Genomic DNA, 12,428 nt, shown 5'->3' on the forward strand with positions numbered 1-12,428 from the left:
CACTTCCCTTGGAGCCGTTCATGCCGAGGGACATCACCGCAATTGGGGAAAGGTCTCTCGCTCATGTACCAGATGCAACACGTTGATTCCTTCGAAGCATGGAAGTCGCTCGTGTCCAGTGCCTTCGTTCCGCTGCATTCGGAACCGGTGCGTGCGGGAGCCTTTGCCGGAAGCATCGCCGGCAGCCAATTCGGCTCCGTGGGCGTCATGCAGGTCGAGGCCACTGCCCACGCGGTGCGCCGCACAGAAAACCAGCTGGCCGCAGGCGACGCGCCGCACTTCAAGCTCAACCTGCAGCTCAGCGGGCATGGAATGCTGCTGCAGGACGGTCGGGAAACCCTGCTGCGACCCGGCGAACTGGCCATCTACGACACGCAGCGCCCCTACACGCTGATGTTCGAGGAGGACTTCAAGACCCTCGTCCTCATGTTTCCCCAGCACCAGTTGGGACTGCCGGTGGCCAAAATCCGGGAGATGACGGCCACTGCCATCGGAACAGAACATCCCCTGGGCCGGGCCGTCACGCCATTCCTGGGGCAACTGGCGGGCCTGCTTCCGCAGCTTCGGGATCCCGTGGGGCATCGGCTGGCCGCAAACGCCATTGACCTGTTGGGCACCTTGCTCGCGGCCGAACTCCACGACCACGACGACTCGGCAGCCGACGGCCAACACCGACAGCTCCTGGCCATACAGGCCTACATCAACGAGCATCTCGCCGGTCCCGAATTGTGCCCGGGCTCCGTAGCCGAGTCGCATTTCGTGTCCTTGCGCAGCCTGCACAAGATTTTCGCCGAGTCGGGGCACACCGTCGCCGAATGGATTCGCACCCGAAGGCTCGAGCAATGCCGACGAGACCTGGAAGATCCCCTCCAACGCCACGTCCCCGTGGGAGCGGTTGGCTCCCGCTGGGGTTTTCCCGATGCAGCGCATTTCAGCAGGGTCTTTCGTGCGGCGTACGGGATCTCGCCCTCGGCGTTCAAGGCCCAATTCTAGTTTCGACACGACAGCCGGGCGGGGTCCGAGGGCAAGATTGCACTGTTTGCCAAGGAGCGCTCACGCAAAGCCAAGCCCCAACACCCGACTGGCAAGCAAACTGGTAGGAAAGACGCTACAAGGAGGAACTTCCCATGGCTTCATCCACCGATTCACACATCACCACGGCCCCGAGCCTCGGCAAACGCACTCTCGGGGTGCCCGCGCTGGTCTTCATGATCATCGCCGCTTCCGCGCCGCTGACGGTCGTCGCCGGGGGAGTCACCAGCAACTACGCGGTCACCGGCGTGCTGGGCATCCCGCTGTCCTTCGTCGTGCTGGGCGTCGTCCTGCTGGTCTTCGCCGTGGGGTACACGGCCATGAGCCAGCACGTGAGCAACGCTGGCGCGTTCTACGCCTATGTGGCCCGCGGCCTGGGCAAGCCCGCAGGGATCGGTGCCGCGTGGGTGGCGCTGATCAGCTACAACGCCATGCAGATCGGCATCTACGGGATGTTCGGGTTCGCGCTCGCCGATTTCCTCGCCACCACGTTCGGGTTTTCACTCCCGTGGTGGGTGTGCGCCCTGGCCGGCTGGGCCGTCGTGGCCATCCTGGGCGTGAACAAGGTCGATCTCTCCGCCAAGGTGCTGGGCATCGTGGTGGCCTGTGAATTCCTCGTCGTCATCGTCTACGACGTGCTGGCCTTCAAGGTCGCTCCCGAGGGCATCTCCACCGAGTCGCTGGAACCGGCAAGCCTGTTCACCGCCGGTGCGGGTGCCGCCCTGGCCTTCAGCATCGCGGCGTTCATGGGATTTGAATCCGGCGCCATCTACGGCGAGGAGGTCAAGGACCCCAAGAACACCCCGCGGCGGGCGACGCTGATCGCGATCGGCATCATCGCCGTCTTCTACGCGCTCTCCGCGTGGGCCATGGCCGTAGGCGAGGGACACAGCGCCGTCATCGAAAACTCCGCCGCGGGTCCAGGCCTGGTCTTCGGGTTCCTGGCCGCCCACACCCCAGGGTGGTTTGTCACCCTCGGAAACCTGCTGTTCATCACCAGCCTGCTCGCCGCACTGATCGCCTTCCACAACGTGGTGGCGCGCTACGTCTTCTCGCTGGGCCGCGAGGGCGTGCTTCCCGCGGCCGCGGCCAAGACCAACCCGCGCACCCATGCCCCGGTGGCAGGCTCGCTGGCCCAGTCGGCAGTGGCGTTGCTGGTGCTGGTGGTCTTCGCGATCGCCGGGGCGGGCGCCGACGTCATGTTCCCCGTGTTCACGCTGTTCACCTGGCTCACCAACACCGGCGCGTTCGGGCTGGTCATGCTCATGGCGCTGACGTCCTTCGCGGTCATCGGCTACTTCCGCAGCGAACCGCACGGGCTGGGACGGTGGACCACCGTGGTGGCACCGCTGCTCGCCGGGATCGCACTCGTGGTCCTCTTCGGGGCGATCGTGGCGAACTTCGACGTGCTGATCGGACTGGAGGGCGCCAGCATCCTGGGATGGCTGCTGCCGGCACTCGTGGTGGTCCCGGGCATCCTCGGCCTGCTGTGGGCCTTCAGGCTGCGCTCCACCCAACCGGCGATCTACGCGGGCGTCGGACACGGCGGGGACCTAGACGAAGCCGACGAGACCCCACCGCGCTGATCCGCCGCCCCCACCGACCCATTCAACAAACACGACTTCCGGCAAACCCAGAGACAAGAAAAGGGAACGAACCATGAGCACCGAAACCAACACCGTCGCCAGCTACGCCACCGCGGACGAGCTGCTTGCCGCCATCCAGCCGGCCACCGGCGGGCGCGAAATCCTCGACCCGGCCACCGGCGAACTGGTGGGCCGCGCACCGGAGCACGAGGTCGCGGACCTCGAGGCCGCCATCGCCGCGGCCCGTGCGGCACAGCCGGAATGGGACGGACTGGGCCACGAGGCACGCCGCGCCCTGATGAACCGGGCCGCCGACGCCATCGAGGCAAACGCCGAGGCGCTGGCCCACCTGCTCTCGCGCGAGCAGGGCAAGCCGCTGAACGGCCCGAACGCCCGCTTCGAGGTCGGCGGTGCCGTGGCGTGGCTGCGGGCGGCGGCGTCCTTCGACCTCGAGGCCGAGGTGCTCGTGGACGACGGAACCACCTACGCGGAGATGCACTACCGCCCCTTCGGCGTCGTCGGTGCCATCGGCCCGTGGAACTGGCCGATGATGATCTCGGTCTGGCAGCTGGCCCCGGCCCTGCGCATGGGCAACACCGTGGTGATGAAGCCCAGCGAATACACCCCGCTGAGCGTGCTGGCCCTGGGCCACGTCATCAACCAGGTGCTCCCGGCCGGCGTGCTGCACGTGGTCGCCGGCGGCCGCGACGTCGGCCAGCTGCTGAGCACCCACCAGGACATCGACAAGGTCATGTTCACTGGCTCCACCGCCACCGGCAAGGCCATCATCCGGTCCTCGGCCGACACCGTGAAGCGGCTGACCCTGGAACTGGGCGGCAACGATGCCGGCATCGTGCTGCCCGACGTGGACCCCAAGGCCATCGCCGAGAACCTGTTCTGGGGCGCGTTCATCAACACCGGCCAGACCTGTGCGGCGCTCAAGCGCCTCTACGTGCACAAGGACATCTACGATGAGGTCTGTGCGGCGTTGGTCGAGGTCGCGAGGAACATGCCGATGGGCGTGGGCCTGGACGAGGCCAACGTGCTGGGGCCGCTGCAGAACAAGGCCCAGTACGACATCGTCGCCGCACTGGTGGACAAGGCCACCAAATCCGGTGCGCGCGTGCTGCTCGGCGCCAACCCGCAGGCGGACCAGCCGGGCTACTTCTACCCGAGCACGCTGATCGCGGACATCGCCACCGACAACCCGCTGGTCGTCGAGGAGCAGTTCGGCCCGGTCCTGCCGATCGTCAAGGTCGACTCGATCGAGCAGGCCCTGGAACTCGCCAATGGGCTCGMTGTCGGCCTGGGTGCCTCCGTGTGGTCCGGCGACCGCGAGGCGGCCCGTGCCGTTGCAGCGCGCATGCAGGCCGGTACCGTGTGGATCAACAGCCACGGCGGCGTGGATCCGCGGATTCCCTTCGGCGGGGCCAAGTCCTCCGGCTACGGCGTGGAATTCGGGGTGGACGGGCTCAAGGCCCTGGGCCAGCCGCAGGTGATCAACGGCTAGTTCCGACCAGCACAAGGGGTCGGGGCAGGGAGGCTCGTCAGCAGACGGGAGCTCCCCACCCCGGCCCCTTGTGTGCGCGTCGCCACGACCGCTGCGGCGTTGGTCGGTGGCTAGTCGACCTTGGCGCGCTGCGCCTTGGCCTGCTCGGCGATCACCTTCTCGGCGATGCCCTTGAGTTCCGGAGTGTAGGCGGTGAGGTGGCCGCCTTCCTGGGACACCCACCACTTCCCGCACAGGTGCGTGGTCTTTCCCTCCTGGCCGGTGGGCCACCAGTCCGCCGCCAGCAGGGGCGTCTGGTACTGGGATTCCACACGTTCGGCGAGTTCCTGGGCGGCTGCCGGATCCTCGGCGTCCAGCCCCGCCGACAGCTCGGCCTCACTGGGCTTGCCGGTCTCCGCGATCGAGGCACAGCTTTCCGGCAGCGCGCCGCCGAACTCCATGCGCAGGATGCGCTCGTTGCCCGTGGTGCGCACAACCTCCTTGAGGTTCGTCGCTTCGTCGGGAACCCAGGACGGAACGACCTTCTTTTCCTTTCCCTCGGCCCCGGTGGCGAAGTCATGGCTGGAGCTCTTGTCGTACGTGGACTCGATTCCCAGGGCGCTGCACCCGGTGAGCGCCAGGGCCGCCAGGACCGTGGCGGAGGCCAGGAAGACGGCCTTGGGGCTTAGGCATGCGGAGGGAGAAGAAGGCGTTGTCTGTGTCATGGCTTCGAGCCTACGAAGCCGCAGGGCTTGCGCGCATCGGAGGCCGGGCGCAGGTTTCGGGCATCCGACTAGGACCTGGGGTGGAGAGCCCCGGCCCCCGACGGGACCAAGGTACCGATTCGCTCAGCCCCGGCGCAGCTCCAGGGCGTGTTCGACGGCATGCTTCGGGTCCAGCCCGAATGCCGCATCGCGCAGGACCGGTGCACCCACGGCGTCGAAGGACACCTCGATCCCCGTGGCCGCAACGCCGTTGGCGTCCACCAGGTCGACCAGGGCCGCCGAGCCGTTCCAGCCGGTCATCACCACGTCGGACACGACATAGCGGGTTTCGACGTTGGCCACGAGATTCTTTTCGGATTGCTTCCACCCGGCGCCGAACATGCCGGTGAACACCAGGGCAGCGATGAGCCCGAGGGCGGCGACACCCGATTCGATGCCCATGTCCCTGCGCCGCGCGTAGGTCTGTTGCTGGGGAGGGTCCTTGCGGAACTTGCGCCAGCGCACCAGTGCGTGGATGCCCATGGGAATGGCAAACACGAGGATGATCCCGGCCACGGCGAGGTGGAGCTGCGGGCTGGCGAAATCCACTGGCTGGTACATGTCCCCAGACTAACAAGGCATTTGCGCGTGCCGCATCGACCTTTGGGCGTATTGCCGTTCCGGTCGGCCGGATACTGTTCTAGGCTCGTTGCAGGGGCGGGATTCCGGCGCGGGGCCACCCTTAGCTTGCCGGTGAACCGACCCGGATGGAGCAGCATGATGCACAGGGGCCAAGGCGGAACGGCCCGGGCACTGGGCTTGCTGGTGCTCGGCGTCCTGTTGGCCGGATGCATGCAGTTGACCGACCAGGTCCCCGGTCCCCGGGACGGTGCCGGGCCGACGCTGCAGCCCAGCCAGCGGGCGGAACCGGCACCACTGCCGGAAATCCGCAGGCTGCTGCCGGGGAAGGGGGAAGCGGTCGTAACCCGGATGTCCGGCTACCGAGGGTCGGCCAAGGGCAGCTTCTGGCTGGGCCCGGGGGAAACGACGGTGCACTGGACCTGCGACGGGTTCGGCCCCATCGACATCACCTTCAGCGACGGCAGAAGCTATGGGGCCCGCTGCGAGGACTTCGAACCAAACGAGGTCAGGCTCGATTCCTTCCGGAACGAGTCCCCCCGCAAGCTGTTCATCGCCATCGATGCCAGGGAACGGCAGCTCTGGCAGGTGCTCGTGACCCAGCAGGCGGGGCGGCCCGGCCCCGCCGCTTGACGAGGGTTGGCCGTGCCGCGCGGAATTCCTTCCGCGGGACACGGCCAACGTTGGCACTGCGGATGCGTCTATGCCTCGACGAATCCGTCGGCGACCGTGAGCGCCTCGTCCAGGATCGCAAGACCCGCGCGCAGGTCCTCGTCGCTGATGTTCAGCGGCGGAACCACATGGACGCGGTTGAAGTTCACGAACGGCAGCACGCCGCCGGACTTCAACGCCGCGGTCACCGCGGCCATGGCCGGGGAGGAACCGCCGTAGGGAGCCATGGGTTCGCGGGTTTCGCGGTTGGTGACCAGCTCGACGGCCCAGAAGCAGCCGGTGCCGCGCACGTCGCCCACCGACGGGTGCCTGGCCTTGAGTTCTTCCAGCACCGGGCCGATGATGTCGGAGCCCAGGCGTGCGGCGTTTTCCACCATCCCCTCGTCCTTCATGGCGTTGATGGTTGCCACGACGGCGGCGGAGGCCAGCGGGTGGCCCGAGTAGGTCAGGCCGCCCGGGTAGGCGCGGTCGCGGAAGGTCTCGAAGATGGCATCCGAGATCGCCACCCCGCCCAGGGGAACGTAGCCGGAATTCACGCCCTTGGCGAAGGTGAGCAGGTCCGGGGTCACGTTCCAGTGGTTCACGKCGAACCACTTTCCGGCGCGGCCGAAGCCGGCCATGACCTCGTCGGCGATGAAGACGATGCCGTGCCTGCGGGTCAGCTCGCGCACGCCTTCCATGTAGCCGGCCGGCGGCACGTAGATGCCGCAGCTGCCCGGGATCGATTCGAGGATCAGCGCGGCAATGTTGCCCGGGCCCTCGAGCACGATGGTGTCTTCAAGGTGGCGCAGTGCGCGCTGGGTCTCTTCGGCCTCGGTGGTCGAGTTGAAGTAGGAGCGGTACGGGTAGGCCGGGAAGAAGTGCACGACGCCGTCGGTGGCGTTGTCCGAGGCCACGCGGCGCGGGTCGCCGGTGACGTTCACCGCCAAGTGCGTGCCGCCGTGGTAGCTGCGGTAGGCCGAGAGGACCTTGTGCCTGCCGGTGTGCACGCGGGCCATGCGGATGGCGTGCTCGTTGGCGTCGGCGCCGCCGTTGGTGAAGAAGATCTTGTTCAGGTCCCCGGGGGTCAGCTCCGCGATCAGCCGGGCCGCCTCGGAACGGGCGTCGTTGACGTACTGCGGGGCGATGGTGCAGATGTCTGCCGCCTGCGCCTGGATGGCCGCGACGACCTTGGGGTGCTGGTGGCCGATGTTGGTGTTGACCAGCTGCGAGGAAAGGTCAAGAAGCTTGTTGCCCTCCCCGTCCCAGATCCAGGAGCCCTCGGTCTTGATGATTGTCATCGGATCGAAGGGGCCCTGGGCCTGCCAGGAATGGAAGACATGCTCGCGGTCCAGGTCGTGGGCCACCTTGCCGGCGGCAATCTGCTCCGCGGTGATCTCGGTGTTCACGGAAGTGCTCATGGGAGTAGTCCCTTTCTGGATTCTGTGCTTGTCGCTTAGGCGTTCTGCGGGAAGCCGAGGTTCAGGCCGCCGTGGCTCGGGTCGAGCCAGCGGGAGGTGACGACCTTGCCGCGGGTGAAGAAGTTGATGCCCTCGGCGCCGTAGGCGTGGGTGTCGCCGAAGAGCGAGTTCTTCCAGCCGCCGAAGGAGTAGTAGGCCATCGGCACCGGAATGGGGACGTTGATGCCGACCATGCCGACCTGGATCTCGTTCTCGAAGCGGCGGGCGGCGCCTCCGTCGTTGGTGAAGATCGCGGTGCCGTTGCCGAACTCGTTGGCGTTGATGGTCTCGATGCCCTCGTCGAAGGAGTCTACGCGCACCACCGAGAGCACCGGGCCGAAGATCTCGTCGGTGTAGATGGACATGTCGGTGGTGACGTTGTCGAAGAGCGTCGGGTTCAGGAAGAAGCCCGCCCCGTCGGCATCCGGGGTGACCTTGCGCCCGTCCAGCACCATGGTGGCTCCAGCCGCCTCGCCGGCGTCGATGTAGCCGGCGACCTTGTCGCGGTGCGCGGCGGTGACCAGCGGGCCCATGTCGCAGCCGCGGGTGCCGTCGCCCACGCGCAGGGTGGCGGTGCGCTCGGCGATCTTGGCGACGAGCGTATCGGCGATCGAGTCGATGGCGACGATCGCGGAAATGGCCATGCAGCGCTCGCCGGCCGCGCCGAAACCGGCGTTGACGGCGGCGTCGGCCGCCAGGTCCAGGTCGGCATCCGGGAGCACCAGCATGTGGTTCTTGGCCCCGCCCAGGGCCTGGACGCGCTTGCCGTGCGCGGTGCCGGTGGCGTAGACGTACTGGGCGATCGGGGTGGATCCCACGAAGGAGACCGAGGAGACGCGCGGGTCGGTCAGCAGGACATCGACCGACTCCTTGTCGCCGTTGACCACGTTGAACACACCGTCCGGAAGTCCTGCTTCCTTCCAGAGCTCGGCCATCCAGATGGCGGCGGTCGGGTCCTTCTCGCTGGGCTTGAGCACCACGGTGTTGCCCGCGGCGATGGCGATGGGGAAGAACCACATCGGGACCATGGCCGGGAAGTTGAAGGGGGAGATGATCGCCGAGACGCCCAGTGGCTGGCGGATCGAGTGGACATCGATCTTGGTGGAGGCGTTCTCCGTGTAGCCGCCCTTGACCAGGTGCGGGATGCCGCAGGCGTACTCGACGACTTCCTGGCCGCGGGCGATTTCTCCCATGGCATCGTCCAGCACCTTGCCGTGCTCGGCGGTGATGATCGCCGCGAGCTCTCCCTTGCGCTTGTTGAGCAGCTCGCGGTAGTTGAACAGGATGTTGGCGCGGCGGGTCAGCGAGGTGTCGCGCCAGGCCGGGAAGGCGGCGTGCGCCGCTGCGATGACCTCGGCGGTGGTGTCGGCACTGGCCAGCGCCACGCGGGAGGAGACCTCGCCCGTGGCGGGGTTCATGACGTCGGCGTAGCGGGAGTCGGCGGGTGCTTCGAGGGTGGTGCCGTTGGACCAGTGTGCGAGGGTTTCCACGGAGGTGGTGTCCTTTCAAGACGGGGATGTTGTTGCCTCCATTGTGTCGTCCGGGACACACCCACAACACTGGCAACATGTAATCCCTTGGTGTAAAAGTATTACACTCTGTTCATGAGTCCCCTGAACACCCACCCGGAGCCGGCCGTGGCCGGGACGCTGAGCATCGCCCGGATCCTTGAATTGCCCGCCGTTGCCGCGGGGGAGCCGGAGGTCCTGGGAGGATCCTCATTGCTTCAGAGCCCGGTGCGCTGGGTGCACGTGGCCGAGACCCCGCAGCTGGCGGACCTGCTGTCCGGAGGGGAACTGGTGTTGACCACCGGCATGACCTTCGGGGATACCGGCAGCGGGGTAGCCGAGTTCCTGGACCAGGTGCGCCGGGCCGGGGCCGCGGGGATCATCGTCGAATTGGTCGCCTCGCCGGCCGCCCAGCGCTCCCCGGCCATCGAGGCCCTGCGCCGGGTGGCCGCGCAAAGTGAATTCCCGGTGGTGCTGCTGCACCGGAGGGTCAGGTTCGTTGAGATCACCGAGGTGGTGCACCGGATGCTGGTCTCCGACCAGCTCGCCGCCCTGGAGCGCTCGCGGATGATCCACGAGGTCTTCACGGCGCTGAGCCTGCAAAACGCCACCGAGGAAGGGATCGTGGCGCGCGCCGCGGAACTCATCGGCGCCCCCGTCGTCCTCGAGGACGTGGCGCACCTGGTCTTGGGCTTCGACCCCGGGCCGCGGCCGGATGCCGGGTTGCTGTCGCACTGGCCCGAGCGCTCGCGCCGGGTCGGCTACCTGGAATCCACCGGACGCGGCATGGGGGAGGAAAACTGGCTGCAAACCCCGGTGGGGATCCAGGGCCAACGCTGGGGCCGGCTGGTGGTTCCCGGGGAACCGGGCAACGACTCGGACGCGGCCATGGTGCTCGAACGCGCCGGGCAGACCCTGTCGATTGCCCGCCTGGCCGGGCGGGACCAGAAGGAATTGCTGCACCAGGCCCGGGCCGGGCTGCTGCACGAACTGCGCCAGCCCCACGCCCTGGGTGCCGAGGAGGTGCTGATCCGGGCGCAGGCGCTCGGGCTGGTGGAATCCCCGCACTACGTCCCGGTGGTGTTCCGGCTCGACAAGCACCGCGGGCAGACGCCCACCGGCGTGCAGCTGCGCGAGCGGGCCCTGCTGGATGCGATCAACGCCGTGGTGGATTCCACCAGGTCCACCGCGCTGGCCGCGTCCCTGCAAAGCGGGCAGGTCGGCATGGTGCTGGGCGTCGGGGCCAAGCAGCTCGAGGAACCGCTGCTGGAGCGGATCTGCCGGCAACTGGCCCAGGGCCAGCCCGCCATCGACTGGTCGGTGGGCGTGGGCCGGGGACGGCGCGGCGTGAAGGAGGCCGCGCACGGGCTGGAGGAAGCGATCCAGGTCGCCGAGACCGTGGCGACCTTCGACACCCGCGCGCGGCCCTTCTACCGCTTTGCCGATGTGCGCCTGCGTGGATTGCTGGCCTTGATGCGCGAGGATGCACGGCTGAAATCCTTCGCCGAGGCCGAGCTGGCCGGGATCCTGGACCCGCCCGACGAGCCCGCGCTTGAGCTGCTCGGCCTGTACCTGAAGCACGGCGGAAACAAGTCGGCGCTGGCCCGCACCGGGTTCCTGAGCCGCCCGGCGCTCTATGCGCGGCTGGAGAAGCTTGAGGACAAGCTCGGGGTCAGCCTGGAGGATGCCGAGTCGCGCACCTCCCTGCACGTGGCACTCCTCTGGCTCGGCTTGGGCGCGAAGTAGCCGGCCCGCCACGGGGCCACCGGTTGGCGGGCTCCATTCCCGCGGAACGGGCAAGGCCGCCCGGGCCGCGACTTGCGCGGTGGTCCGGACGGCCTTCCTCGCATCACCTTCAGCGGGGATGCACGTGGCCGGCGTCGTTGGACGACGCCGGCCGGGTACGTCCTAGTTGCTCGGCAGGGCGTGCTCTTCGAGCTTGCTGCCCTCGGCGGCCTCGATGTTTTCGTCCGCCGGGTCCTGTGCCTGCGTGCCCAGGTGTCCGCGGGTGAGCTTGTTCATGATCAGGGCGATGGCGCCGTCGCCGGTCACGTTGGTCGCCGTGCCGAAGCTGTCCAGCGCGATGTACGCGGCGAACATGAGGCCCACCTCGACCTCGCCGAAGCCGAGCATCTGTGCCAGCAGGCCCGCGGCCGCGGCGATCGCGCCACCGGGAACGCCCGGGGCGGCGATCATCATGACGCCGAGCATCAAGATGAAGGGCAGGTACGCGCCGAAGGTGACGTCCCCGCCGGTCAGCAGCAGCACCGCGATCGAGAAGCAGGTGATCTTGACCATCGACCCGGAAAGGTGGATGGTCGCGCACAGCGGAACCACAAAGCCGGCAACCGAGTTGGAGACGCCGTTCTTCTTGGTCGATTCGAGGGTCACCGGGATCGTCGCGGCCGAGGAGGAGGTGCCCAGGGCCGTGAAGTAGGCATCGCGCATGTTCCACAGCGCCTTCAGGGGATTTTGGCCAGTCATGGCACCTGCCACCGAGTACTGGATGAGCAACACGACGAGGCACAGCGTGAATGACACCACGGCAACGAGCAGGAACTTGGTGACGATGGTGACCGCCGAGCCGCTGGCCGAAAGATCCATGAAGATGCCGAAGATGAACAGCGGCAGTGCCGGAACGATGATCCGACGGATCACGGACTCTACGATGGTGCGGAACTCGACGGCTCCGCGGAAGAGCACCTTGGAGTGGAAGGCGGTCAATCCGACTCCGATCACGAAGGCGAGGACCAGTGCGCTCATCACGTCGATTACCGGCGGCAGCACGATCTCGGTGGCCGAGTCGCTGGCGCTGCCAACAATTGTGATGTACGGGGTGAATCCGGAACCCGACTCGTCGCCCAGCTCCTCCAGCCCGCCACCGGCCAGCGACGGGGTGAACAGCCAACGGCTCACGAAGTACGCGAGCAGCCCCGCGATGATGGTGGAACCGTACGCGATTGCGGCGGTGGCACCGAGCCACTTGCCGGCGCCCTTGCCGAGCTCGGCGATGGCCGGCATGACCAGGCCCAGGATGATCAGCGGCACGATGAAGCCGAGGAACCCGGAGAAGATCGAGTTGTAGGTCAGGAACGCCCCGCCGAGCCACTCGGGCATGATCGGGCCGGTCAGGATGCCCAGGACGATGGCTACGATGATCCAGCCGAGCAGGGGGATCGATTTCAGGAAATTCATGGGGTCCTCAAGGTGACGGAAACGAGTGCCGCGGGTATGCGAAACATGGAGGTGGCGCTGGTCACGCCTCAGCAATCGTAGGCTGTGCGGGCCATTACTCGAAATCCGCGGGCCGTGCCCCTCCCGCCCGCGGCGGAGGCGGGCCCCGCGGCGTCCGGGGCGGA

10 protein-coding genes are annotated in these 12,428 nt (G+C 67.6%); 5 read left to right on the forward strand and 5 right to left on the reverse strand.

Annotated elements, in window-relative coordinates; translation table 11 throughout:
• Positions 1-63: 63 nt before the first annotated feature.
• The 3 genes from BLJ79_RS00090 to BLJ79_RS00100 all read left to right on the forward strand — a co-directional run bounded on the left by BLJ79_RS00090 (position 64) and on the right by BLJ79_RS00100 (position 4,128).
• On the forward strand, positions 64-993 hold the full coding sequence (locus tag BLJ79_RS00090) for an AraC-like ligand-binding domain-containing protein (RefSeq protein WP_071212649.1): 930 nt from the start codon (positions 64-66) through the stop codon (positions 991-993).
• Between the two features lie 134 nt (positions 994-1,127).
• Positions 1,128-2,618 carry an APC family permease gene (locus tag BLJ79_RS00095; RefSeq protein ID WP_071212650.1) on the forward strand — a complete coding sequence of 497 codons (1,491 nt, stop codon included), beginning with the start codon at positions 1,128-1,130 and terminating at the stop codon, positions 2,616-2,618.
• 73 nt (positions 2,619-2,691) lie between these two features.
• Complete coding sequence (locus BLJ79_RS00100) at positions 2,692-4,128, forward strand: aldehyde dehydrogenase family protein (protein WP_071212652.1); 1,437 nt, start codon at positions 2,692-2,694, stop codon at positions 4,126-4,128.
• A gap of 110 nt (positions 4,129-4,238) precedes the next feature.
• Here BLJ79_RS00100 and BLJ79_RS00105 read toward each other — a convergent pair whose 3' ends face one another.
• The gene (locus tag BLJ79_RS00105; RefSeq protein ID WP_071212653.1) at positions 4,239-4,832 is read right to left on the reverse strand and encodes a hypothetical protein; all 594 of its coding nucleotides are present in this window, start codon (positions 4,830-4,832) and stop codon (positions 4,239-4,241) included.
• A gap of 123 nt (positions 4,833-4,955) precedes the next feature.
• The gene (locus BLJ79_RS00110) at positions 4,956-5,432 is read right to left on the reverse strand and encodes a hypothetical protein (protein WP_139194647.1); all 477 of its coding nucleotides are present in this window, start codon (positions 5,430-5,432) and stop codon (positions 4,956-4,958) included.
• 156 nt (positions 5,433-5,588) lie between these two features.
• Between BLJ79_RS00110 and BLJ79_RS00115 the strand changes: the two genes are divergently transcribed.
• Complete coding sequence (locus BLJ79_RS00115) at positions 5,589-6,083, forward strand: hypothetical protein (protein WP_071212656.1); 495 nt, start codon at positions 5,589-5,591, stop codon at positions 6,081-6,083.
• 68 nt (positions 6,084-6,151) lie between these two features.
• On the opposite strand, the gene BLJ79_RS00120 is transcribed toward BLJ79_RS00115, so the two are convergent.
• Both BLJ79_RS00120 and BLJ79_RS00125 read right to left on the reverse strand, forming a co-directional pair.
• Positions 6,152-7,522 carry an aspartate aminotransferase family protein gene (locus BLJ79_RS00120; RefSeq protein WP_071212658.1) on the reverse strand — a complete coding sequence of 457 codons (1,371 nt, stop codon included), beginning with the start codon at positions 7,520-7,522 and terminating at the stop codon, positions 6,152-6,154.
• A 35-nt stretch (positions 7,523-7,557) separates the two neighbouring features.
• Positions 7,558-9,051: a CoA-acylating methylmalonate-semialdehyde dehydrogenase gene (locus tag BLJ79_RS00125; protein ID WP_071212659.1), complete on the reverse strand. Its 1,494-nt coding sequence runs from the start codon at positions 9,049-9,051 to the stop codon at positions 7,558-7,560.
• A gap of 114 nt (positions 9,052-9,165) precedes the next feature.
• On the opposite strand from BLJ79_RS00125, the gene BLJ79_RS00130 reads away from it, so the two are divergent.
• Complete coding sequence (locus tag BLJ79_RS00130; protein WP_071212660.1) at positions 9,166-10,815, forward strand: PucR family transcriptional regulator; 1,650 nt, start codon at positions 9,166-9,168, stop codon at positions 10,813-10,815.
• Positions 10,816-10,977: 162 nt separating this feature from the next.
• Here BLJ79_RS00130 and BLJ79_RS00135 read toward each other — a convergent pair whose 3' ends face one another.
• Positions 10,978-12,264: a dicarboxylate/amino acid:cation symporter gene (locus tag BLJ79_RS00135; protein WP_071212661.1), complete on the reverse strand. Its 1,287-nt coding sequence runs from the start codon at positions 12,262-12,264 to the stop codon at positions 10,978-10,980.
• Positions 12,265-12,428 lie beyond the last annotated feature (164 nt).

The sequence above is a fragment of the Arthrobacter sp. UCD-GKA genome (assembly GCF_001863355.1).
Classification (GTDB): domain Bacteria; phylum Actinomycetota; class Actinomycetes; order Actinomycetales; family Micrococcaceae; genus Paeniglutamicibacter.

Coding starts and splice junctions, on each gene's coding strand:
- BLJ79_RS00115 (WP_071212656.1), top strand. CDS start 5,589: ATGATGCACAGGGGCCAAGGCGGAACGGCCCGGGCACTGGGCTTGCTG.
- BLJ79_RS00110 (WP_139194647.1), bottom strand. CDS start 5,432: ATGTACCAGCCAGTGGATTTCGCCAGCCCGCAGCTCCACCTCGCCGTG.
- BLJ79_RS00130 (WP_071212660.1), top strand. CDS start 9,166: ATGAGTCCCCTGAACACCCACCCGGAGCCGGCCGTGGCCGGGACGCTG.
- BLJ79_RS00095 (WP_071212650.1), top strand. CDS start 1,128: ATGGCTTCATCCACCGATTCACACATCACCACGGCCCCGAGCCTCGGC.
- BLJ79_RS00090 (WP_071212649.1), top strand. CDS start 64: ATGTACCAGATGCAACACGTTGATTCCTTCGAAGCATGGAAGTCGCTC.
- BLJ79_RS00135 (WP_071212661.1), bottom strand. CDS start 12,264: ATGAATTTCCTGAAATCGATCCCCCTGCTCGGCTGGATCATCGTAGCC.
- BLJ79_RS00105 (WP_071212653.1), bottom strand. CDS start 4,832: ATGACACAGACAACGCCTTCTTCTCCCTCCGCATGCCTAAGCCCCAAG.